Annotated in this window: 16 protein-coding genes and 6 tRNA genes; 8 read left to right on the top strand and 14 right to left on the bottom strand. The window is 43.3% G+C overall.

Annotation, left to right across the window (positions count from 1 at the left end; genetic code table 11):
* Nucleotides 1-133 precede the first annotated feature (133 nt).
* Complete coding sequence (locus NL643_RS20880; protein ID WP_253645097.1) at nucleotides 134-1918, top strand: Ig-like domain-containing protein; 1785 nt, start codon at nucleotides 134-136, stop codon at nucleotides 1916-1918.
* 63 nt (nucleotides 1919-1981) lie between these two features.
* Here NL643_RS20880 and NL643_RS20875 read toward each other — a convergent pair whose 3' ends face one another.
* Nucleotides 1982-3577, bottom strand: a complete 1596-nt coding sequence (locus tag NL643_RS20875) for a hypothetical protein (protein ID WP_104973722.1) — start codon at nucleotides 3575-3577, stop codon at nucleotides 1982-1984.
* Between the two features lie 679 nt (nucleotides 3578-4256).
* Between NL643_RS20875 and NL643_RS20870 the strand changes: the two genes are divergently transcribed.
* On the top strand, nucleotides 4257-5543 hold the full coding sequence (locus NL643_RS20870) for a hypothetical protein (RefSeq protein WP_048625091.1): 1287 nt from the start codon (nucleotides 4257-4259) through the stop codon (nucleotides 5541-5543).
* Nucleotides 5544-5615: 72 nt separating this feature from the next.
* Here the strand turns inward: NL643_RS20870 and NL643_RS20865 are convergent, their stop codons facing one another.
* The 3 genes from NL643_RS20865 to NL643_RS20855 form a co-directional block, all read right to left on the bottom strand.
* Nucleotides 5616-7298, bottom strand: coding sequence for an Ig-like domain-containing protein (locus NL643_RS20865; protein WP_253645098.1), 1683 nt, complete (start codon nucleotides 7296-7298; stop codon nucleotides 5616-5618).
* A 983-nt stretch (nucleotides 7299-8281) separates the two neighbouring features.
* Nucleotides 8282-8355 (bottom strand) — tRNA-Cys (locus NL643_RS20860).
* 61 nt (nucleotides 8356-8416) lie between these two features.
* Nucleotides 8417-8503 (bottom strand) — tRNA-Leu (locus NL643_RS20855).
* 301 nt (nucleotides 8504-8804) lie between these two features.
* Between NL643_RS20855 and NL643_RS20850 the strand changes: the two genes are divergently transcribed.
* Both NL643_RS20850 and NL643_RS20845 read left to right on the top strand, forming a co-directional pair.
* The gene (locus NL643_RS20850; protein WP_253645096.1) at nucleotides 8805-9734 is read left to right on the top strand and encodes a CHAD domain-containing protein; all 930 of its coding nucleotides are present in this window, start codon (nucleotides 8805-8807) and stop codon (nucleotides 9732-9734) included.
* Nucleotides 9735-9803: 69 nt separating this feature from the next.
* Nucleotides 9804-10592: a lipase gene (locus NL643_RS20845; RefSeq protein ID WP_237284259.1), complete on the top strand. Its 789-nt coding sequence runs from the start codon at nucleotides 9804-9806 to the stop codon at nucleotides 10590-10592.
* A gap of 74 nt (nucleotides 10593-10666) precedes the next feature.
* Here NL643_RS20845 and NL643_RS20840 read toward each other — a convergent pair whose 3' ends face one another.
* The 4 genes from NL643_RS20840 to NL643_RS20825 all read right to left on the bottom strand — a co-directional run bounded on the left by NL643_RS20840 (nucleotide 10667) and on the right by NL643_RS20825 (nucleotide 13105).
* A complete protein-coding gene (locus NL643_RS20840) occupies nucleotides 10667-10921 on the bottom strand; it encodes a hypothetical protein (RefSeq protein ID WP_012842214.1) in 255 nt (84 codons plus the stop codon).
* Between the two features lie 130 nt (nucleotides 10922-11051).
* Nucleotides 11052-12575, bottom strand: a complete 1524-nt coding sequence (gene amyS / locus NL643_RS20835) for an alpha-amylase (RefSeq protein ID WP_253645095.1) — start codon at nucleotides 12573-12575, stop codon at nucleotides 11052-11054.
* A 308-nt stretch (nucleotides 12576-12883) separates the two neighbouring features.
* Nucleotides 12884-12957 (bottom strand) — tRNA-Cys (locus tag NL643_RS20830).
* A 61-nt stretch (nucleotides 12958-13018) separates the two neighbouring features.
* Nucleotides 13019-13105 (bottom strand) — tRNA-Leu (locus NL643_RS20825).
* A gap of 552 nt (nucleotides 13106-13657) precedes the next feature.
* Between NL643_RS20825 and NL643_RS20820 the strand changes: the two genes are divergently transcribed.
* From NL643_RS20820 to NL643_RS20805, 4 genes are all read left to right on the top strand, one after another.
* Nucleotides 13658-15289 carry a methyl-accepting chemotaxis protein gene (locus NL643_RS20820; RefSeq protein WP_253645094.1) on the top strand — a complete coding sequence of 544 codons (1632 nt, stop codon included), beginning with the start codon at nucleotides 13658-13660 and terminating at the stop codon, nucleotides 15287-15289.
* Nucleotides 15290-15488: 199 nt separating this feature from the next.
* The gene (alr, locus tag NL643_RS20815; protein WP_167427541.1) at nucleotides 15489-16718 is read left to right on the top strand and encodes an alanine racemase; all 1230 of its coding nucleotides are present in this window, start codon (nucleotides 15489-15491) and stop codon (nucleotides 16716-16718) included.
* A 316-nt stretch (nucleotides 16719-17034) separates the two neighbouring features.
* Entirely contained in the window at nucleotides 17035-17766 is a 732-nt protein-coding gene (locus NL643_RS20810) for an AzlC family ABC transporter permease (RefSeq protein WP_124007968.1), read from the top strand.
* Nucleotides 17763-18071 carry an AzlD family protein gene (locus NL643_RS20805; RefSeq protein WP_012842209.1) on the top strand — a complete coding sequence of 103 codons (309 nt, stop codon included), beginning with the start codon at nucleotides 17763-17765 and terminating at the stop codon, nucleotides 18069-18071. Before NL643_RS20810 ends, NL643_RS20805 begins: the two co-directional genes overlap by 4 nt.
* A gap of 133 nt (nucleotides 18072-18204) precedes the next feature.
* On the opposite strand, the gene dld is transcribed toward NL643_RS20805, so the two are convergent.
* The 6 genes from dld to NL643_RS20775 form a co-directional block, all read right to left on the bottom strand.
* Nucleotides 18205-19911: a D-lactate dehydrogenase gene (gene dld / locus NL643_RS20800; protein WP_150916471.1), complete on the bottom strand. Its 1707-nt coding sequence runs from the start codon at nucleotides 19909-19911 to the stop codon at nucleotides 18205-18207.
* A gap of 384 nt (nucleotides 19912-20295) precedes the next feature.
* Entirely contained in the window at nucleotides 20296-21198 is a 903-nt protein-coding gene (locus NL643_RS20795) for a LysR family transcriptional regulator (protein WP_225461128.1), read from the bottom strand.
* A 236-nt stretch (nucleotides 21199-21434) separates the two neighbouring features.
* A tRNA-Gly gene (locus NL643_RS20790) sits at nucleotides 21435-21510 on the bottom strand.
* Nucleotides 21511-21547: 37 nt separating this feature from the next.
* Nucleotides 21548-21621 (bottom strand) — tRNA-Cys (locus tag NL643_RS20785).
* Nucleotides 21622-21827: 206 nt separating this feature from the next.
* Nucleotides 21828-23282, bottom strand: a complete 1455-nt coding sequence (viaA, locus tag NL643_RS20780) for an ATPase RavA stimulator ViaA (protein WP_012842207.1) — start codon at nucleotides 23280-23282, stop codon at nucleotides 21828-21830.
* A 9-nt stretch (nucleotides 23283-23291) separates the two neighbouring features.
* Nucleotides 23292-24953 (bottom strand): ATPase RavA domain-containing protein, encoded by a 1662-nt coding sequence (locus tag NL643_RS20775; protein WP_145472985.1) that lies wholly within the window; start codon nucleotides 24951-24953, stop codon nucleotides 23292-23294.
* Nucleotides 24954-25096: the final 143 nt, after the last annotated feature.

The raw sequence follows: 25096 nt of genomic DNA, 5'->3' as shown, positions 1-25096 counted from the left end.
TCGACACACTCGAATTTGGCGGCCAAAGCTTCATAACGGGTGTTCAAGAGCATCAGACTCGGCTGCTTAAGCTTCTTGGTGTTCTGTATGAAGCAGTTTATTCCTAAATTGGCTGCGGAATCTCGGATATAAATTGAAGAAGGTCATCCTCCCTCAATTGGGCTTTGTTGCGTCAAATTTACGCTTGCTAGCTCTTGGCTTTGTAACCCTCGTGTCAGCATATTCTTTTTCATCAGAGGCTTATGCTGAGCAAGTGGCTAGTGGTGAACAAAAAACATTAGTTGTACTCGTCAATTTCCAAGAAAACCCTCAAGAGATCCCGATCTCTAAAGAAGACGCCCATCATGTTGTTTTTAATACCGTTAGCGACTTCTATTCGCAAATGTCCCAGGGGCAACTTTGGCTATCTGGTGATGTTGCTGGAACATTCACCTTACCGATATCAAACCAAATTTGCGATGATGATGCTGTAGCAGCGGAAGCCAACAAAATGGCTGAAACTGCGGGATATCAACTATCAAACTATGACCGTTTTATCTACTTAACAACCAAAACTGGATGTGCATCAGAAGGCTCTGGTAGTCAAGGAGTAACTCCCTCTAGAGCGTCAATAAATGCGGTTTTCGAGCCTCGAGTTATCGCCCATGAATTAGGACATAATTTTGGATTGCATCACGCTTCCGCACTCGACTGTAAAGACGGTACGTTAGCTGGTGATTGCCGTGTCATAGAGTACGGTGATAGCTACGATACAATGGGTAACTACGATATGGGTTACTTTAGCGCCTTCCAATTGGAAAACTTAGGGTGGCAGACCTCCCCTGCTCAAATCATTTCTAGTGATGGTGTTTACTCTATTGATGCCTATGAAGACTTTGAAAGTACTTCATCAAAAGTTTTAAAGATCCCAAGAGGTACCGATCCAATTACAGGTCAGCGCCAATGGTTTTACGTTGAATATCGACAAGCTCTTGGCTACGACAGCTTTTTACGTGACCGTTCGTACATCGTATACCGCCAAGATGTGACAGAAGGTGTGGTTGTGCGCCTAGCGACAGACGGTGATCTTAAAAGTAGCCGCTTGCTACACATGAAGCCTGACTCCACTTTCAAACAATTATTTGGGAGTAATGACTGGGAAGACCCTGCTCTTCCAATTGGTGGAACGTTCACCGATCCAAAAACAGGCGTGTCGATTACTTTGGAAAGTGCTAATGGTCAAAACGCACAGGTCAGTGTCATATTTGGTGGTGAATCCGGGCAATGCGTTGCGACATCGCCTCTACTCTCTCTAACCCCATTATCAGGTTCTGATGCAAATGCTGGAGAAACGTTAGCGTATAATCTTAAAGTGACGAACCAGAATAATACAGAATGTGCAGACGCGACCTATACAACGGCTTTAAGCGTTCCTGACGGGTGGAATTATGACGCAAGCGCCTTGACGGTTCCTTCCGGCATGAGTGCAGAAACGACGGTCATGGTTACGTCAAACAGCGATGCTCAGCCGAACTCTTACAGCATAACCGTTGACGTTATAGATGCTGAAAATGAACAATCAGCCAAAACCGAGCTATCTTACACAGTGTTGTCTGAGTCGACGTCACCACTTGAGGCGGTGAATGATAGCGTAACGATCAGTGATAAATCCGTCGTTCGCATCGAGCAGTTAAATAATGACTCGTTTGTACAATCGACCTCTCTTGCCATTACGGTCGCTAAACCAAACAAAGGCAGCGCCCGTGTACTGAGCGATGGCTCCATTGAATACACACCTTCGAAGAAGTTTAAGAATAATGATTCATTTACTTATACGATCAGTGACGGTCAGTCTTCTTCAACCGCGACGATTAGCATCACCTTACAATCGACTTCTGGTGGGAATGGTGGTGGAAACGGTAAAGGGAAACCGAACTAAATCACGAAACTCATATGAAAAAGCCTGGAGAATACTCCAGGCTTTTTATTCACAAGACGTCAATTAGTTGCTTGGTGCAGGACAAATGTCACAGTCTGCAGAAGCTGTATTCGTCGCTTGAGTATTATCGATTTTCAAGAAACCAACCGCTGTCACAGTATCACGGAAAGATTGCGTTTCTGCATTGCTAAATGCCGTTGGGATATAACTACCAGTATAAGACTGACATTGATCCGAAGCGAGTTCGATATTATCCACTACTGTCACGTCATCAGAAGCATCCTCAGGCGTACCTGAGTCATCCACAACAGAAACATTCACTAAAGTAAGTCCAGGCGTTGTGTTACATACCATTCCCGAGAAGCTCACTTCAGCAATGATACCATTTTCAGTAAGCTTGAAGCCGCTTTCACATGATTTCGTTACACTAATCATTGGAGACAAGCTCAATGACTCACATGGATCACTTGCGGTATCACTAATGGTCGCTTGGCCACCCGGAGTCGCAGCTGCTGTGACTTTCACCGTATTAGTTAGACCATTGCTTGTACTTTCAAAACTGCCGCTGTATGAAGCACTGTCACCTGAAGCAATGGCACCTAAGCTATGTGTAGTACCTGCTTCTAAATCCTCTACAACAACATCGTAGAGCGTACCGACACCATCATTAATCACGTCGCCGCTGTATGAGTAAACGTAACCATCTTCTGTTTCATTCACGACCGCTTGATTACATGTTTTAGTGATATCAACACTACACAACTCAAAGTCACCAACCACAAAGTCTTTCAACTGAGCGGTAATACTGCTTGATGCTCTTGTTTCGGCTGCAAATGAGCTAAAACAGGTGTCTGTTTGTAGAAGTTCAGTAAGGTTTACACCACCTTCAAAGAAGGTTTCTGGAGGGAAGACATTTTCGACACCACTTTTTGGCGTATACGCCCATGGTGCAGGTGAGTCAGTTGTATTGGTTGAAGCACACACATCTTGCGCGCCTGGTGAACACAGTGCATTTGTCTTAACTTTCAAACGTAAGTTTGTCGCAGCACACTGACCATCTTGTGGATCATTGTTAGCAGCTTTAGCACAAGTTGTGTCCCATTCAAGAACCAAAATTTCAGGGCCATCGTTTGCCCCTTGCAAATAATTCACCTGAATCAAAAGGTCTCCAGCAATATGTTGACCCGTGAATGTACCGTCAGGGTTCAGACCCACTGAGTCTTGATAAAACCAAAAACCTAAGAAGGCATCACCGCTGTTACCGAAACGGTCTGCACCAAAGGTGAGTACTAGATCATTGTCGATAATATATGCTGCCGCATACGCATGAAGAATGTCCCCTTTATCAAGTACCGTACCAGTCTTCCAACCAAGTTCCGGTATGTCTTTGATGTCTTTATTACCACCAGTAAATATTGTATCCGGTGTTGCCGTGTCATTCTCAAAGCTAAATACTTGTGCTCCGCCGATGTTTGGCGGCGTTGACCAGTCATCTGGAGCACCTACTCCAGAGTCATCTATCGCATTAGCATTTGCTTCTAACTCAAACACGCCATCTGTTGGTGTTGCAAATGCAGAGCTACCTATTAGCAAGCTTGTAAATATTGCATAAAGAAAGCTCTTCATCGTATGCCAGATACCTGACTTACAAGAATTCATAACCTACTCCTTAGAACGCTTCTAAAGCTAGACGAAGGTCCCTATGTCATTAATTGCCTTTTAAGAAAAAGTGAAAGCGAGATACAACTTTCGTTTCGAGCTCGTATAACGCATAGAGCATGCCACCACTTAAGGTTATGATTTTATTAAACTAAATATTTTCAACAGCGAAGAGAATGAACAGAGTGTTCAATTTTAAAGAAAGAGAAAGAAAACAAAAGAGACAAAAAACCTACGATAACAAAGATATATACGTGTTCTAGGATAATGTTACAGATTGACACTTTATTGTTTACACCTGTGACAGATGCACAAAAGCGACGGTATTGAAACTGTCCACTATGAATATGAAATAGACGCTTACTCACCTGCCCCAACTAATGTGAAGGTGATGTGTAACACCTGTTTGCATAGTGTTACACCCTTTACACATCTAATTGAATACTCATTTAACTAAAACATATTCAATCGTTTAGCGAATAAGTTTTAGCTCAACCATTTATGAAAATATAAACAAACTGTTCCCCCCTCTGTACAAAAATAAAAAATAATCAACAAATACAAAAGGTTAAATGTGGAACACTCTATGCTAGTCAACTGGCGCAGTTTAACTCTGTGAGAAAACTATCACGTATGTGGGCTCAAGGACGTAGCGAGCCCACTTACACAAGGAGGTTTTATGAAAACCATATTTAACTCTTGGTGGGGCAGTAAGAGTTACCGTTGTTCCACTTTATGTAGCCAGAATATACTTACAGCGATCAATATCAGCAGCATGTTTAAGCTGTTTACTTGGGTCATAGCGGTTAGCTTAGTGCTGAGCTCTCAAATTGTTTACGCATCCGCTGGCGACCCTTCAAGCCGAGGCGTGCAACCAATATTTGTTGAAGGGAATAACACCTGTCAACAATTACTTCCAGGGATCGATGGTTTGATAGAATACAAGCTTGAGCCAGTTACAGACGGCACTTTCGGTGATGGCATGCTTGAAGTGGTTATTGATCAACAACCTGGGGCAAAAACCTTCAGTTGGGATCAAGGTGATAGCCCTGTGATTATGCAAGCTATCTTTGTGAAAGGTGGTCCTGACGGAAACCTATATAACTACTTTACAGATGGATTATTGTATCAAGATGATGCCTTACTACATGCACCTGTGGGTAAAAACGGTAGATACTATGGCTTAAGTCATATTTCATTCTGTTACACACCAGGCGTACCAGACATTAAAATCACTAAAACTTGTACATTTGGTGATGTTGTCAATGGTAACACTTTGAAATACAACTATAAACTCACTGTAGAAAACACCGGTGACTTTGCATTGTATGATGTTGTGGCAACAGACACTACAGCCGTTGACAACGATATGGCTGCTGGTGACCATGTGTTCAATTTAGCGATGCTCGCCGTCGGACAAACGCAAGAGTTTAATGGTTCGTTTATTATTGACCAAAACGGTATCACTAACTACGCAGAAGTAAGCGCAGCACTTGAAACTGGTGGTGGTGTTGCGGTTTCTGACAACGCAGATTGGGAATGCCCAAGCCAAAACATCCCTGGTTCATTGTCTCTAGAGAAAGACTGTAGTGTCGTCGTCGTGAATCGATTTGAAGATACTGGTATTAATGAATACGGTCTTCAAGTCAATTACAGTGGTAGTGTATGTAATACCTCCAATGTCACCATTGACGGCATTGTCGTAATCGACAACAAAGACTCGAATCCAATCCAGGTTGGTATGCTTGCGCCTGCTGAGTGTTACGACTTTACTGGTAACTACGAGCCAATCCCAGGAGATGGTGAAGGCCTTCCATTACCGGGTGAAGAAGTCAGAGCGTTTACAGATACTGTGGATGCGAGTGGTGAAACTATCTTCGGTAATGTTGTCGTAGAAGCGATAACAGCGTCTGCAGAATGTACGCTATGTCCAACTTGTCCAGAGCCTGTTAGCTGCCCTGAATAAGGTCTACTTACAACTTAATAAAACAACGCCTGACGTTAACTCGTCAGGCGTTTTCTTTCGAACTATATCGTTCTATTTATTCTTACCTTTCCCATTGTTACCAGAGTTGCCAGAATCGCCACCAGATGAGGACTCTAACTTCACTGAGACCTGAGCGGTCGAGCTGCTTTGACCATCACCTATGGTATAGGTAAAGCTGTCGTTATTTTTGAATTTCTTCTCAGGTGTGTAACGCAGGGTGCCATCTGATAACAGCTCTAGTCGCCCCTTACTTGGTCTAGTAAAAGAAACCACGCTTGCAGAGTTTTGCTCTCCAACAACATCGTTTGCCATCACATCGATAATCACCGACTGTTTCGAAGACATAGTCACCTGATCATCAACAGCAACGAGCTCTGGTGATGGTGAGATTTCAGTGGTTACAGAGTAATTCACGGATGCTGCGGTTTGCAGACTTGAGTCCTCTCCGTGCGTCACGATCATCTTCAAAGCATAGTCTTTATCACTAGCGTCAACCGAAGATACGACTGATATCATTACTTGTCCGGTTTCACCTGCTGCTAGCGTGATTGCATTGCTGCTTGCTTTCCAACCAGTTGGCACTGACGCGTTTACAGAAAAACTGCTCGCTGAACAATCTGCACTATCTTTGTTGGTAATAGTGACCTGATATTGAACCTCATCGCCGGCTGCAACCGAATTGTTTGTTGCAGCTTTCGCAGTCACTGATGGAGCATTAACAGTACAAGTCCCGATATTACCGTTGTCAGAGCCATCAAAGACAACGCTTACTTCAGCGATGCCGTTCGCTGCACTCACCAAACTCAATGTTACACCTGAGTCTGGGTCAGTATAGCTACCACCGACCGGCATAGATGGGTCAAACCAGTCATTTCGGCCAAAAACCGCACGATATTCAGAATCAGTTTTAAAGTGAAGCAGATTACTGCTGCGCCCATCGCCTTCTACAGCGCTTCGAATGATGATGCCATCCGTAACGTCCCCACGATAGAACGAGTAAGAACGAGCATCTAAAAAGTCGTCAAACCCAATAGACTGGCGGTATTCAATGTAAAACCATTTTTTTGCACCTGTAGAAGGATCAGTACCACGAGGTACTTTTATCGTAACTGGCTGATCACTAGTCGTCTCGTAATTCGCGATGGAGTAAGTACCATTTTGAGTAACTTCCAGTGTCTTTGAGGCGTGCTCTCCCTCTAGCCATCCTAGTCGCTCGCGCTGGAAAGTATTCAAATAGCCGATGTCTGGACCACCCATTACATCATAGGTATCACCATATTCACGCAACGTACAGTTGTCTGAAAGCGTATGCTCGCCACAATCAAGGGCACGAGAGTGATGCAAACCAAAGTTATGTCCAAGCTCATGAGCGATATTCATCGGAGAAAAATCACCATTGATGTGCGCGCGTGAAGGCATGCCATCAATAGTTGCCGATCCAGCGACACCACATGCCGTTTTTGTCATCAAGTAGACAATACGATCGTACTCTTCAAGCTTCACTCCCGCAGAGATGGCTTCTTGATCCGCTGAATCTTGAACAGCGGTAAAATCACAAACCTGATTAGACAACGGCAAATTAAACCAACCCACGACTTTCCCAGACAGCCACATTTGCTCAAAAGAGCTTTCGCGGTAGAAGTCATTTACTGTGCCAAAGATTAGATTATTTGCCTCTGACAAAGTTAATGGCTGCTCATTTGGGTTTTCTTTGAAGTTCAGCAGGATAACCAATGTATTTTGCTGTCCCGTCGTACTTCCTGCTGCACTGGCGTAATGGATGCTCTGTAAACAAGCGAATATTACTAATAAAAATGACAACCCTTTATTTAGGATTGTTCTATTTATTTTAATATTTTTTATCACTGCTTCACCTAATTTTAAATTAATAACTAGTTCACCTTCCCGCCAATATAAGCAGAAATGGTAGGGTAAAATAATATAAATTTTAGGCAATAAAATGCCCTAGCCTATAAAGCCAAATATGTTCCTATATACATCAACATGGTTATAAAAGGATAACCACCAAAAATATAAGAGCCGGAATCATAGCAAAGCAACCGGTCAAAATTCAACCAGAGCGATAAGTAATTTAGGTTAAGTTTGTGTAATAATAAATTTGTCCATTTTTGTCAGTTACTTAAAATAACCTTATGATTGTTTTATATGAACAAACTTTGTATTCAACAATGACTTTAATAAATCACTTGCACTACAGCTAATTTAAATCATTAAAAATCAAACAAGTAGAAATTGAACTAAAACAACCTCAATTTCATCGCATGAAATTATAACCTTTAAATTCATTAACTTAATAACTAGTCATTCGAATAATATACCTCAACAACTCTTGAGTAATATTATCCATCTTTAATTGTTAAATTTACGTTAAATTAAAGTGGTGAAAAGTTTTTTGCTCACCTAGTTTTATACTCGATTAAAATACAGACTGAGCGATACAGTGCAATATCAACTAGAGACATATAGAGAAACAAGCAGGATATATGCGCAACTTTATTTTCAATATTGAACTAAAATCACATTGATAATATAACGCTATAGATAGCAATTCAGGAAAACCAGTTAAAGGGTGATTAACTGATAATTGAGGTTGGTATTTGTACAAAAATTAATTATTCAATTAAAAAGTATGTATTAGAATAGTTTGACAATACCAGATAGTAAAAAACCGGCACAAGGCCGGTTTTTAGAAATAGTGGAGGCGCCTCCCGGAGTCGAACCGAGGTCCACGGATTTGCAATCCGCTGCATAGCCACTCTGCCAAGGCGCCTTTCTGATTTTGATATCTCTGTTACCAAAGATTTTGATATCTCTGTTACCAAAGATTTTGATGGTGCCCCGGGCCGGACTTGAACCGGCACAGCGCGAACGCCGAGGGATTTTAAATCCCTTGTGTCTACCAATTCCACCACCAGGGCAACGCAATCATGCGATGGGTTAGACACCATCTGTCTCAGCGACCTTAGCCGTGAGAACGAGGCGTACTTTAACGGATTAATTTATCTGGTCAACAAAAAATTAGTCTTTTTTATTCAAATGGTTAAAAAGCCAACTCAAACGAACAAAGGGCGATCATTTTGCTCACAAGAACATCAGCATGCTTTGCTCTCGTTTACTTTGCTTCATCACTTCATGTCAATGAGGAATCGACAAGTCGCACAAATTGGCAGTATGGGTATAAACTTAACTCGTACTGCAGGGGACAAATAAGCGCTCATCATGTTTCGAAAGTCATCATTTCAATTACCGCTACATACTGATTCCGAACTCGACTTCGTAGTGCCCCACTTCTTACTTACTGAATTTGATTATGCACGCTCTCTGGAACAGGGGATCGTCCAAGACTTGGATCCTGAATATACACACCAATATCGCGTCACACTGAGGCGCATACGCTCACTATGCTTGCTACTTCGCGAATTGATACCTCCTTTTGAACAGCGTATTTTGAAACCTCATTTAAAAATAATGATGAAGAAAACAAATAAGCTGCGTGATTTGGACGTATTTATCTTGGACAAAAGCCAATACATTGAAATGCTCCCAAACCACAAACCCTCTCTTGAGCCGCTTTTTGGCTTTATAGAATCCGAACGTGCTTACGAACAGGCAAAAGTTGCGCGTTGGCTAGCGACACAAGAATACACTATGCACTGCACTTTGGTCAGGAATAGTCTGCTGCGAAGTACACAACACGAACGAGTGGATAACAACGTACCTGCGTTACTCTTCGCAAGCCCAAAAGTCTCCGAACAATTTAAAAAGGTCGACAAAGCACGGCGCAAGATTTCGGACAAAAGTCGTGACAGCGTGATCCACTCAATGAGGATAAAGTGCAAAGCGCTGCGTTATTTGCTAGAAGGGTTTTCCGCACTCTACCCTTCCCCACAGCACAAAAACAACGTGAAACAATTAAAACTATTGCAAGACAAGCTCGGTGATTTTAACGACACTTCAAGTCAAATTGAATTTTTCACACAGATCAAAGAGGCAGTAAACCTAAATAAAAAAGATCGTAAGACCTTGAAAAAGCTGCTTAACGTGCTTAGTGAACATCATGAACTCTCTCGCCAAACCATCTTGACGCATTTAAGCCAGTTTGAGTCTTTCATTCGCGATACCAATACACAGAATCTCTACCGACCCTAAATCAATGTTCACGTATTTTTAATATTCATTAATTACAGTCAGTCGTTAGGCTCCACTAAGAAAGATAACGTGAAACCATTAAAACGATACCAATACGAGCGCTATGCGGTGCTTTGTAATCTCGCCTACCCTCGCGTCTTCAGACAAACTCAATACGGGTTCGATCCTAATGGGCAACGAGTCATTAGAAATGAACACGGTAAGATTATGATCCGTGTGCTCTGGAGTAAAAAACAGAGTGAAGTGGTCGTAGTGATTAAAGGCTCACACAGTATCAGTGATTGGTTGTTAAACTTCGCGATGTGGACGAGAAGCTGTCGACGGTTGGGACTGAATTATCGCATTCACGCGGGTTTCTATCATCTTCTGTTTCAAGAAAGTTTACCGAGCCGAAATGAAGATCGGTTGGGGTTGAGCGTGCTCGAGCGCCTCGAAGGTATCGTTGTACCGCTCATTCTTAGGGGAAAAAGAATCACCATTACTGGTCACTCTTCAGGTGGCGCGATTGGCAGTGTTTTTGCCGACTATATTGAGAAAAAATACCCAAAGAGCATTAAACGCGTCGTGACTTTCGGTCAGCCCGCAGTTGGAGATTGGACCTTTAAAAAACGCTACCGTTTGGGGCACAAAACTTACCGGATTTGTTGCGACATCGACATCGTGACATTCATGCCGCCAGTGCCTTTTCTCTATTGGCATGTAGGCAAAATGCTATGGTTGTATAACGGGAAAATATACGAGAATACGCCAACGTTCATTCGACTTGGCCGTTCTCTATTTAGTTGGTTGATGCGACCATTCTCTTATCACTTTATGAGTAAATACATCCGCGATAAAGACTTCTTTGACGAACGCTGAGCTAAGTACCCTAAAACTATGATGTACAGGCACTAAAAAGCCGGACTCAGCCGGCTTTACGTTTTTGTGGTGAATTACAGAGAGGCAATTTCTTTTTCAAGTTGATATTTGCTATCTGTGACTATGCGCTCTAACACTTCAACGCGTCGCTTCAAGTCACCAATTTGCTTGTTAAGGTTATCTTGTTCTTCTTGGCTCATCGTATTACGTTCAGATATCTCCAAAGCTCTTACTTCTTTACGATGATTCAAGATTAACTTAATTATCCCGCCCCCAAATATGGCACCGAACACAATAGCCACAACCAATACATCAGCAATAGATTCCATTCTTCATCTTCCTCTAGATAATGCTCAAATATAAGTTACTCATTTGTTATATGAATATCAAATAACGTATTGATTCACTGCAAAGTTTCATCAAAATTTGCCTGTTCTGTATCAAAATCACAAGAATGGATTACTCAACGCTAACCCAAACCGAGACAGATCCACCATTTACAGGGAACTCAGCCCACCCGTTCGCATCTGTCCAAACGTCCTCAGTTCGGATGCCCAACTTGTCGACATAGCGTGTACTTGGCTTACCCGTATACATCCACTTCGAGCCACCTGGTCCATCGCTCATAATCACTGCCATTGAATGTGGATGTTCTGCATCGCCCTCGCGAGTCCAGCCAATTACATCCCAATGGTCGAGATAAGAATGTTGTTTGCCATATGCATAGTCTTTACGCAGTGTTACGAGCTCTTCGATGTAAGGCACTTTGACCATATTGATGTCATGCCCTTTATCACTGTACTGCGCGCCGTAGTAATCTGCATAAAACACGGATGGATAACCTTCTTCGCGCAATAAGATAAACGCGTAAGCGAGCGGCTTAAACCACCAATCAACCGTCGACTCCAACGCCTGCAAAGGTTGAGTATCATGGTTTTCTACTAAGGTTACCGCTTTGACTGGATTGTCCTTCATCAGCGTACCATCCATGATTTGACGCATATCGTAGCTACCACCCGATTTAGACGCATTGTAGAAGTTCATATGTAGCGGTGCGTCGAACAGAGACATGCTGCCAGAAGTTTTGGTGATAAAGTTATGCAGCTGATTCACATCGTAGTTCCAGAACTCTCCGACCGTGAAGAGTTCTTTCCCTGTTTTCCAACGTAGGTGATCAATCCATTCTTGAAGATATTGGTATTTGATGTGCTTCACCGCATCCATTCTAAAGCCATCAACACCAGTCATGTTGATGTACCACTCACCCCAATCTTTCAGTTCTTGTTTAACTTCAGGATGATCCATGTCTAAGTCAGCATACATAAGGTAGTCGTAATTCCCCTTTTCAGAACTGACTTCCCAATCCCATGCCTTACCTTCACCTTTGAATTTAAAAATGGCTTTTTCTTTACCTGCATCGTCCCAGTCCACGCCATCAAAATGGTACCAAGTCCAATGGAAGTTAGAGTACTTGTCGTTGCGTCCAGGGAAATCAAACTCCACCCACGCTTCAATCCATTTATCACCAAGTTCAATGTTGCGGTTGTTCCAATCTACCCGCTTAGTATCAACCCAAGATTTCCCATCCGCACCACCACGGTGGTTAAACACCACGTCACCATAAACCTGGATATTGTTATTGTGAGCGGCATTGATAGCGCTAAGATACTGATCTTTCGTGCCGTATTTGGTGCGCACTGATCCTTTTTGATCAAACTCCCCCAAGTCGTACATGTCATAAACGCCGTAGCCGACATCATTACTGCCACCCGCTCCTTTGTATGCAGGTGGTAGCCAGAGCGCTGTGAATCCGTTTTCTGCTAGCGTTGGAGCGTTATTTTCCACTTGAGTCCACAGTGTGCCATCGTTAGGCACATACCAATGGAAATACTGCATCATTGTGCCATTCTCAGCAGCCAATGCAGATGAACTTAGCAACAAGGTTAAAGGTAAAATAGTGCGTTTTAATTTAAATGTTTTCATTATTTTTCTCTCACGTTAAGGACTAAAATCCTCCTTTCTGCTCATACACACCAAGCATTGCCAACGGTCACGCTAGCCAAGTTGCTGCCTGTGATACAAAAAGTTCGGATTACAATCGAAGAGAAATTAGCACCAATCACCCTATACAATTATTGAGTTATTTAACATTTATAAAATCAATGACTAGTGCATTGAAAATATTGAATGGTGATCAAAACATGAGAGGAATTTAGAGAGGCGTGTACAAGTATAGAATGATGGATTTAAAACGAAGAAAGCCAGTCATTTAAGACTGGCTTTCGAAATAGTGGAGGCGCCTCCCGGAGTCGAACCGAGGTCCACGGATTTGCAATCCGCTGCATAGCCACTCTGCCAAGGCGCCTTTCTGATTTTGATATCTCTGTTACCAAAGATTTTGATATCTCTGTTACCAAAGATTTTGATGGTGCCCCGGGCCGGACTTGAACCGGCACAGCGCGAACGCCGAGGGATTTTAAATCCCTTGTGTCTACCAATTCCACCACCAGGGCAACGCAATCATGCGATGGGTTAGACACCATCTGTCTCAGCGACCTTAGCCGTGAGAACGAGGCGTACTTTAACGGATTAATTTATCTGGTCAACAATAAATTTTATCTTTTTGATTTAAGTGCTTAAAAAGCGATCCAGACGGTACAATTAGCATTCAATCAGGCCAAGAAACACTCGTTAGCTTTCATCAACTCTAAGTCACACACATGTTGATGCCCGTAACTGCTTAGCTTGTAAACGCCTGACTAACGCGGATCGTAGTCACCACTCTCTTTAGCTCTATAACATCTGTAACAATTGGAGCCCCTACTCTTGGCACTGTTTCACACGAAATATCATATTTTGTTACCGATAACTTTGCATCGAATGTGGTCGTACCTTTATAAAATCATTGACATTTTTTATTTTCAAAAAAAGCTCAATTCATTATCGAAAATATCAATAAATAATGATAGCTTACACTCGTTGCAGTAATTTAATGGACATATATCACATATAAGGACGTGGTTTACTTTGGCGACACACCATAAGAAAAACAAGGTATATCACTAATGTCTATCAAGAATCTTTCTATAGCGAAAAAGATATCGCTATCGTTTTTACTCATTGCCATCGTCAACATTGCGTTTGGCGTATTTTTATCTACAGAGCTCAAAAGCATTAAATCTGAGCTTTTAAACTATACCGATGATACGCTTCCTGCTATGGAAAGAGTAGATTCGATCCGAGATCACTTGTCTCGCTGGCGCCGTGCTCAGTTTGCGACATACACTTATGAAGACGCAGACCAAATCAGAAACAAAATTGCCAGCAACATTCGCGAACGTGAAAAGATCAGCAAAGAGCTCGATTCTTACGGTGAAACGATTTGGCCTGGTGAAGAGCAACAAACTTACCAGCGCCTTATGCGTCAGTGGAAAAAGTACCTGGTCACTATGGATCATTACAACGAAGCGATGCTAGCCAACGACAAAAGCAAGGCCCACCCTATTTTGGCGAACTCTTTACCTGCTTTCGAAGCGGTTGACTCTGAGCTCGGTGAACTGATCCGTCTACTTAAAAATGCTATGGACAGTAACAAAACTCATATTCTTTCTTCTGTAAATGGATTGAGTAACTCGTCAATTGCGAGCAACGTGATTATTCTACTTATCATGGTAGGCATGACGTACGTGCTGACACGCCTTATTTGTGGCCCACTAAAACTTGTTGTCGAGCAAGCAAATGCCATCGCAACAGGTGACCTATCAAACGACATCGATCGTAAAGCCATCGGCAATGACGAGCTAGGTGAGCTGGCAGATGCGACCACTAAGATGCAAGATGACTTGCGCCAAGTTATCGACAACGTGATTGCTGCGGTCACACAGTTAAGCAGTGCAGTAGAAGAGATGAATCAAATCTCTGATATTTCTGCGTCTGGTATGAAAGATCAACAACTGCAAATCACGCACATTGCTACGGCAATGACAGAAATGAAAGCAGCAGTAGCCGATGTTGCACGTAATACTGAAGATTCAGCGAACCAAGCTAACGAAGCAAACCGTCGTACACAACACGGTGTTCGTGAAACGCAAGGCATGGTTGACGCGATTCATGAAGTTTCAAACGTAATTGGTGCTGCGGGCGATACTGTGGCAGAGCTTGAACAGCAATCGAATAAAATTAACGTTATTGTTGATGTTATCCGTGACATTGCCGATCAAACCAACCTACTTGCTCTTAATGCAGCCATTGAAGCTGCGCGTGCTGGTGAGTCTGGTCGCGGTTTTGCCGTGGTTGCGGACGAGGTTCGAACGCTTGCAGGCCGTACGCAAGATTCAACCAGCGAAATTACGTCGATCATTGAACAGCTACAATCGCTTGCAAAAGACGCGAAATCTGCGACAGAACTTTCTAGAACCAGTATCTCAGAATGTGCAGAGCAAGGCATTCAATCAAAACAGCTGATGAGCGACATTGAACACTCGATTTCTGATATCTCAGACATGGGCACCCAAATCGCCACGGCTTGTAACCAGCAAGACTCTGTTGCAGAAGAGCTTAACCGCAGCATTGAAAACATACACTTGGCATCTCAAGAAGTATCACAGGGCTCAGAGCAAACCGCACAGGCTTGTCGTGAGCTAAGCCAGCTGTCAATTTCTCTTAAAGATGTAATGAGCCGCTTTAAACTGAGTTAAACTCAGTGGATACCTTAGTTGATATTGAATCAACCTCGATTTGCGCAAATTGAGTGCAATCACTGAGGTATATTTAGGTATATTGAATCATGATCTTCAAAAACGCTCCAAAGCACTACTTGGAGCGTTTTACTTCGTCAGGTACTTTCCCCAAGTACTCAATAACATAACCAATACAAAAAACGCGTACGGAGACTTTATGCGCTTAAATAAAACCTTACTATCACTGACTATCGCTGCTGCAACCGTTGCTCCTGCGATGCAAGCTACTGCTGCCCCTCTTCAAATTAGCAACACTGTAGTAAAAGCAGAGCAAGTTCAAGGCGCTAACGCTTGGCTGGAAATAAACTTAGGTCAATTCCGCGATAATATTGAGCAGTTCAAGTCGCACATGGATGGCAAAACGAAAATCTGCGCCGTGATGAAAGCCGACGCATACGGTAATGGCATCGCGGGCCTGATGCCAACTATTATCGAACAACAAATCCCTTGCGTTGCCGTTGCAAGTAACGCCGAAGCACAGACCGTTCGCGACAGTGGCTTTAAAGGTCAACTTATGCGTGTACGCTCGGCGGATATTGGCGAGATCGAAGCCGCAATCGACTTAAATATTGAAGAGCTGATTGGCACTGCAGAGCAAGCCAAAGCACTGTCTAAGCTAGCAGAGAAAGCGGATAAAGAAATCAAAGTTCACCTTGCTCTTAACGACGGTGGTATGGGACGTAATGGCGTTGATATGACAACAAAAGCGGGCAAGCAAGAAGCGCTAGAAATCGCTCAACAAGCTGGCGTTAATATTGTTGGCATCATGACTCATTTCCCTAACTACAATGCAGACGAAGTTCGTCAAAAGTTATCTTCGTTCAAAGACAGCTCTGCATGGCTGATTAAAGAAGCGGGCCTAAAACGCGAAGATATTTTGCTACACGTGGCAAACTCTTACACTGCACTTAATGTTCCTGAAGCACAGCTTGATATGGTTCGTCCTGGTGGCGTTTTATATGGTGATCTGCCAACCAACCCTGAGTACCCTTCTATCGTGTCTTTCAAAACACGCGTGGCATCCGTTCACCATCTGCCAAAAAATAGCACTGTCGGTTACGACAGCAGCTACAAAACGAGCAAAGAAAGCCTAATGGCGAACATTCCTGTTGGTTACTCTGATGGCTACCCACGAAAAATGGGCAATACGGCAGAAGTACTGATCAATGGCCAACGAGCAAAAGTGGCGGGTGTTGCTTCAATGAACACCACTATGGTTGATATTACAGGTATCAAAGATGTTGAGCCTGGTTCTGAAGTTGTACTGTTTGGTTCTCAGCAAGGCAAAACGATTTCGGCAGCAGAAATGGAAAAACATGCAGAGGTCATCTTCCCAGAACTATACACGGTTTGGGGTGCTGCGAACCCTCGTGTCTACGTAAAATAAACCCTTTCAGTTGTTTGTAACAGAACGAAAAAGCGAGCCTCGTGCTCGCTTTCCTACTCATATACTAATCTGTAACAATCCGTGCTCTTCTCAATTGAACAGAGCTTGCTATTTGCGTTGCGTTACTTTCCTTGAGCCCTAGTAAGTGACAAATCCTCTAACCCCTTCATCTTAAAATCGTTCAGGTATACTTGTTTTTTATATAGCACTTAGTGTTTGAAAGCCATTTCAATTGATGTTAAACATGAAGTTTACAAAAGAATAACAAACACATTCATATGGCACTGTCCTTTTTGCCTGCTGGCTAGGTATCTCTATGACAGAAAATACTCAACATCTTCAGCGTTCCTCATCAGAGTTGCACGAATTTACTCGGGTCGACGTGTGGAACGGTTTCACCCAACTTTTACCTCTGTCAATGTTTGTGGTCATATTTGGCCTCGCATTCGGTGTTGCCGCCGTACAAACAGGGTTAGATGTATTTCCCACTATGTTGATGAGCACACTGGTCTTCGCCGGTGCTTCACAATTTGCCACGCTAGAAATGTGGGGAGCAGAAGTACCTCTGATTCCAGTGCTTATTACTGTATTTGCTATTAATGCTCGTCACCTCTTGATGGGCGCTACGCTTTATCCATGGTTACGACAACTCCCACCGACAAAACGTTACGGCGTAATGCTGGTAGCATCAGACGCAAACTGGGCAATGGCACTCAATGCATTTGGTAGAAAAGAACCAGGTTTTGGCTTGCTTGTTGGTGGCGGCTTAGCGATGTGGTCGTTTTGGATTGTTGGTACCTGGATCGGCATTTATTTTGGTAGCGCAATCAAAGACCCGGTGAGCCTCGGACTCGATATGGTTATGGGATGCTTCCTGCTGTCTATGGTGGTGGCAGGGCCGAAAGACTTAAGAATCTTTGCGATTTGGGCCACAGCAGCAGCCTCTTCTATGTTGGCGTATTGGTATTTACCAGAGAATAGCCACGTAGTGGTTGGCGCCATTACTGGTGGAGTCTTAGGTGCTTGTTGGAAGGAGAAAAAAGCATGAACATCGAAACGAGCGTAGGTGGCACACTGCTTATCATCATCGCTATGGCGTTAGTCACGCTCATAACCCGCTGGGGCGGAGTGTATGTTATGTCATTTATTCCAATTAGCGAACGGGTTCAACGTTTCATCACTGCGATGTCAGGTTCCGTATTAGTTGCCCTTTTAGCCCCACTAGCGGTTGAAGGTGATAACGGTGCTAGAGCAGCACTTTTTTCTACTGCTGTCGTCATGTTCATCGTGAAAAAGCCTCTGCCCGCAATTGCAGCTGGCATCATCGCAGCCGCCGCGGTACGCGCTCTTTAACCGTTGTTTCAACGCCGATACCAGTAAAAAGCCCCAAAACACGAAGCCCTGATGTCACGAGTGTCATCAGGGCTTGTCTTATGCTCATTATTTTAACGATGATCAACGATATTAATCACGGTGAGATAGCACATTATGCACAGCAGTTACAATTGCGCTTATATTTGTCCATTTTGCCAATGCCAGGGTTAAAGGTGTTGGTTGGATCTAGCTCGTGGTAAAACTTCTGCAGCGAATTTTCAGCTTCGTACAAGTGACCCACATTATGTTCTGCTGGGTATTTTGCACCACGGCTATTGAGGTGTTCTAGCATCAGCTTTTTCATCAACTTCGTGTCGGTCCCTTTTTTGAAAATGTAATCTTGATGGAATACATAACACATAAAGTGACCATAATAGAGCGCTTGAACAAGGTTCTTACTCACCTCTTCCGGTAAAGTTTCTAGCCACTCTTCATCATTACGTCGCAAAGCGATATCAAGTGCAACGATGTCTTCTACGTCTTTTCGGTGAATCGTCTCGTAACGAATTGCTGCACCTGCTGCTGCAAAGCGATGTAAATAAGCTTTTTTACCCTCTTCCGGCGTACACTCGAAGAAATCACAGTCATCTTCAACAGCCCAAACTTCATTGAGGTATTTTTGCGCCTCAGCAATACCACTATCACTCATTTTTAATACCAGGTGATGCTCATACTTATCGCGGAAATCCAGCATTCGTTCTGGTAAATGTTGTGGGAACAACTTACTCGCGTAGTACAAAATGGTATCCGGCAGATATTTACTAACAAACGGGACGCGCTCTAAGAAATTTTCTACTTTAGCTTTAAGTGCAAACATTTTTGGCAGTTTATCTGTGCCTAATAAGTCGATGGATAAAAAGACGTCTTTGCCGTACTTCTCTGCCATGTTGAAGATATCTCGATGCAAGTATTCTCCCATCTCAGGCAAGCTCTCAAACGTAGATAAGAAATCTTTTCGCAGCTTCGTCAGTTTCCCAGGATCATTGGTGCCAAGGTAAAAAACCTGCTCTTTTTCGGGTACTGGGTAGCTATCAACTCGAACGGCGAAAACACCCAATTTACCAGCGCAGCCACTGGCTTCAAATAATCGACGTTCATCGGCATTAAAGCGAGAAGGAATGTCAGAAGTCACGTCTCGAACACGTTCATCGTATTCTTTGTCTGATGCCATTCGCTCGTCATGAATGATCTTCGCTGGGTCAAAGTTTCCTTCTTGCAGGTTTGTCAGAATTTCTTCTGGCGTTTCACCTAACCCTTCAATACCAAGGTGATTTACCAGGTGTAACTGGCCTTGCTTATCGACCTGCGCATAGATCGCCAGTTCCGTGTAAGCAGGACCACGCTTGACTAACGCACCGCCTGAGTTATTGGCGATACCCCCAACCACAGTGGCACCTAATGATGAAGAACCGATGATAGAGTGCGGCGCTCGGTTCACCGCCTTCAATTCTTTTTCCAATGAGTGCAAACTTGCACCTGGCAAGCATACCGCCTGCTTACCGCCATCTAATAAGTGAATCTTCTTGATTTTGGTAATATTGATCACGACCACATCACGGTCATAATCATTACCACTTGGAGCTGAGCCTTCTGTTAAACCTGTTTTGGCAGCCTGCATAATAATAATGCAGTTTGCTTCAACGCACTGTTTAATTATCTTCCATTGTTCTACAAGAGTATTAGGAAACACGATAGCAAGCGCAGTGCCACTACCTGAGCGAAAACCCGAACGGTAGTATTTTGTTTTAACCTCGTCGGTTAGGACATTTTCTTCCCCAACGATAGTTTTAAATTCGTCAATCAGCTGCTTTTGTTTCATATCCGTATCTCTAGTTATTGTACTTCGCTCACATCACCGTTTAGTGACGGTAATGGGCGTTTGAGCCACTATAAGCAGTCCATTTCTCGGCGTCTATGTCAGGCAGGCGAGCAACACTTAACCAACAGACAACAAACAAAATAATTCTTTTATTTTTCTGTCACTTATCTTTCACATTCGGAAAATTTAACGCAAGAAACAGACCGTTTCTTAAAAGAAACAATAGCAAAACCATTTGTTAACAGTTGTGCGCAGCATCTTGTTATCAATATTAGTGATAAAACAAGGAGAAAGCTTAAGCTTCTAAATTTATAAGAATTATTAGAAATGAAGATGGAAACAATAACTCAACACCAACATAACGATTGGTGTTGAGTTATTGTCTTAAAATCGATGATTTTGACTTTGAAAGCTGGTGTATAGATGATCAATGAAGATCTTAATTTTTTCTGGCTGTTGACGAGTGTAAGGATACACTGCATAAATACCCAAACATTTGGCGGTTTCGTCTTTGAACAGTTGAATCAGGCGGCCTTGCTTTAAGTCTTCATAAACCAAGACACGTGGCACATAGATGATTCCCTGCCCCAACAGTGCGACGTTTCTCAATACCGAAGAGTTGTTGGTACAGAGGTTACCGTCGACTGTAATTTGATATACCTCGTCTCCATCTTTAAACGCCCACTCACGCGCTCCGGTTTCTTGGTAGGAATAGACTAAACAATTGTGTTTATCCAAGGCTTGAGGTTGCTTAGGAATGCCATGTTTAGCAAGGTATTGAGGTGACGCACAAACAATCCAATTGGCATCCACCAGCTTTCTTGCGATTAGGCTAGAATCTGGCAACACTCCCGTTCGAATGGCCAAATCAAAGCGTTCATTCACGATATCGACAAAACGATTATCTAGATCCATATCGATATTGATATCAGGATATTTCTGATTAAACTCATTGATCACTTTAGGAAGAATTAACTCACCAGAGATAGTGGGTACAGAAACTTTAATGTTTCCAGATAAATTCTTACCTAACCCCACAATGGATTCTTCTGCCGTTGCCACCGCTTGATAAACGGCTTTTGCATGAGTAAAGAACGCTCGCCCTGCCTCCGTCAACGTTAACGTTCGCGTTGTTCGGTAAAGAAGCTGTACACCAAGCTCTTGCTCAAGCTTGGCGATGCGTTTACTGACAACCGATTTGGTCAATGACATGTGTCTTGCAGCAGCACTGAATGAGCCTTGCTCGATCAGGTGATAGAAAATGATGTAATCGTCGGTATTTCTCATGCGTCTTCGTCAAATCCTTTGTAGACCGATATTGTAAACGGATATTGGTCAATCTGCGAAACATCGGGTCACACTTAACTGCATAACTCGCGACAGAAACAAGGGTTATACCCACAGTTCAAGAAATTGAGATGGCGTAAATTTATCGATATTCAGATACAAAAAAACCAGCTTTCGCTGGTTTTAAGTTGATGCATTTGGCATCGAGATACCGCAATTGCCATATCTTAATAATTTGGAGCGACACACGAGGTTCGAACTCGTGACCTCAACCTTGGCAAGGTTGCGCTCTACCAACTGAGCTAGTGTCGCATTGATTCTCGAAAGCCATTCACTCTCAAAAGAATAATGGAGGCGCCTCCCGGAGTCGAACCGAGGTCCACGGATTTGCAATCCGCTGCATAGCCACTCTGCCAAGGCGCCTTTTTTACTTCGCTTCAGGGCTCTTCCCCGTTGCGTTGGTGGCTACTTTACGGATTGAGAGAAGATAGTCAAACAAAAATCTTTCATTTTCTGTTTGTTTGATTTCTTTTAAGCCAATTAGACCAAAGTTCGATCTTATCGGCTTAAAACGAAGCAATATAAATCTAGCTTTCTGTACGTTTTACTCAATAGAATTTCAATGCCACTTAGTAATTACCGACCCGTTTAAGCAACCTGCCCACAACATTAGGATGATAAGACCACGTGTGATCAAACATCGACATCAATGCCGGGTTTCCGTATTTAGATAGGCTGATCGCGTGAAAACGGTTTTTCTTCGCTTTAAGCGCATCCACTTTGGCAAGCAACTCGTCTTGTTGTTTTGGCGCGATAAAGTCGGAAATGACCACCATATCGGCATTTTTGTACTTATCACCGCTCATCAAGTCGATAGATTTGATCAAAGTTGGCTCTAAGTCTGTACCACCATGGAAGCTATAAGTTAAAAAGTCCGCCGCCTCGCGCAGACCATCTTGTTTGGTTAGCTCGTACGTAATGTGTTCCGTCGAAAAAATAATGACATAGCAATCACGTTGCTCCGCTAATGCGATTTGCATCAGAGCATAAGCCATGGCTTTGGCGCATTGCTCAGGAAACCCGCTCATGGAGCCGGACGCGTCCACACACACAATAAACGGTCCTTTTTCGATATCTACCGCTTTGTTGTCAGGTCGGTGAGCTTTAACTTTACGTAACGTGCGCGATTTGCCCTGCGTACGGTAGTTCATAAGTCGTTTATCGACTAAGTGTTTATAGAACACGACCTCGAGTTCAGGATACGCCAAAAACATCGTTTCGTTGGGAAGTAGCTTATTTAAATCATCGCTTTCGTGAATGCCGACAATATCATCTGTCGCTTCATCACTCTTCTCTTCGATCATTTGTAGCTCTTCGGTAGGCGCGCGGTTAAGTTCGGGATCATTCACTTGCCCCGCCATACGACCAAGTTGCTCGGCTATTTCTTGCAAGCCTTGGTGCTTCTTCAGAAACTCCGCATGGCGTTTCATCACTGTTAAGTCAGTTTTGCTCAACTTGGCAGATGCCATATCCCATAAGCGCCCTACACTTTCAGCATCACCCGACTCCGTGACCTTATCCATATTACGCATGGTCTCCATACGCTGATACAGGTCATTCAGCACTTTCTCTTTATTGGCCTCAAGCTCGCTTACTTGCGCTTGCTTAATCGCATCGGCTAGACTTTGGTACCATTGATCACAGAAGTAATGTGGGAACATGGGATTATTCATCCCCTTGTTCTTCTCCATCATTCGGCGAGCCTGCATATAAAAAGCGGAGTGCCACTCAAGCTTTTTAATCACATCTTCGATGTTTTCGAAAAACGCCTCTTCATCCCAGTGAATGACTTCTTGATATAAAGACAGCTCTTGTTGGAAACGCTCTGTCTCACATACCTTGGTAATCCGTTTTTTAACACTGCCCCTCCACTTTAATAAGTGGCCTTTGACTGAAGATTTAACGCCTCGGTTTTCTGCCATCATCATGACTTGTGAACGCGCCATTAAATCATTAACTGCGCTATCGATGATGCCAGAGTCGGCTACCATCAGCGCGAGGTTAAGTCCGTCTGCACCTAGCATGTCGTCTCCTTATGAGAAAAACTGATGTAAGTTTTTAAAGCGTTGGATAACTTTTTCGCTTTCAGCTTGGATAGACTCAAGTCTCTGACTGACCTGCTGCAGACTCGACTCCATTAGGCGTGGTAATTCAGGATCAACAAAGCTATGCGGAAGCGCATCATGAAAATTCGCTTTTACCTTGCGCATATGGTGCTCTGCTTCACTGAGTTGATTTACGGCTTTTTCACTCTGCGTTAACCACTTTTGGTAAAGCTCTATATCCAAGCCCTCTTGAGTCACTAAGCTCACCAGAATGCCTCGGTTTGCGATATCACGGATAACTAGGTTATTTGCGGCATCAACATCAAATCGTAAACGACACATGTTGGTGTTTTGATTGACGTAGCCATACACATCACCGTGTCCTTCTTTGATGACTCGGTCTAGTTCATCTTTTGGCACGTAAACCCAGCGGCTATCGCCTTTCTCTGACTCTGAAACCGACATGTTGCTTTGCAAAATAACCAGTTTAACTAAGTTAACGGCTGCGCCAACTTTGTAGGTCTTAGCTTTAGAGGTATCAAAACGCATGGTTTCTTTGCGCAGAATACCCGTTGCCGCTTCAGACGTTAACGTCATGCGGTAGGCATCTTCAAGCTCATGCTGAACATCGACCAAAGACTCGCGACAGTATTCAATTTCCTGTTCGGCGTCTTGTTGGTCAAATGCATGTTTTAGGGCGAACTCTTGGACCACTTCGCGTACCACGTCTCGCGATTCAGGGCTGTTCCATAAACAATCTTGCAGCAACAGTAGATCAAGTGGGTTGATTTCATCGCGTCCATTAAAAAACGCGCTCGCTTTTAGCAATTTCACGGCTTTCTTCCAGCGGCGGTCAGACACATACATGTCGGTATTAGCGACATCGCCAAACTGAGCTTCGACTTTGCTTTCTAACATCGTTTTAAGCTGGAAAAGCTTCTCGAATGCATTATCGGTTAACGTCAGCTTGTCGAGCTGCTGTTGCCATTGATGATATTCTTCATCTGTTATTGCTAGCCCTTCTGGCACTTGTGCCTCTTGTGACGTGCCTACCGTCAACATCGACTTAAAGTTTTGTTTATTCTGAATTCGATTCACAAACACGCGCACCAACATGCGGTCGTAAAGTGCATCCAAACCACTGTCTTCATCTGGCAGTTCATTGGACGCCGATACCAACAAACGCATTGGCACACGCTCAATATCGCTGCCATTTTTGAACGTTTTCTCATTGACCACTGTCAGCAATGTATTCAGAATGGCGGGGCCCGCCTTCCAGATTTCATCTAAAAATACGACTTGTGCGGTTGGCAAATACCCTTTAGTTAAGCGAACATAACGACCGTTATCTTTGAGTTCTTGAATACTCAGTGGCCCAAAAACTTCTTCAGGTGTTGAGAATCGCGTCATCAGGTATTCAAAGTAACTGCTATTATCGAACGCTTGGATAAGTCGCTTGGCAATTAAGCTTTTTGCAATGCCAGGTGGGCCTAAAAGAAAAACACTTTCACCAGCAAGTGCCGCAAGGAGGCAGAGCTTGATGGTATGTTCGCGTTCATAAACGCCATCCGTTAACGCTTTAGCCAACTTGTTGATGCGTTCTGAGAGAAGCGCTTTTTCGGCATTTGAGGCAAATAAGGTTTGTGTCATACGTTCTCCGGCTGCTGAACTGGTATTGCGTTAACATTTTTATACACTTGTTATAACTTTGTTACAAATGTATTTTGTTGAATTCCCCTTATAGCAGATGCTTACCCCCTTCTTTAGCCAGCAATCAAAGTTTCCATTTATGA

Origin of the sequence: Vibrio sp. Y42_MX_L11 (genome assembly GCF_024181785.1) — a bacterium.
Lineage (GTDB): Bacteria > Pseudomonadota > Gammaproteobacteria > Enterobacterales > Vibrionaceae > Vibrio > Vibrio diabolicus.
The sequence above is the reverse complement of the archived record's forward strand: the minus strand, read 5'-3'. Positions and strand labels throughout refer to the sequence as shown.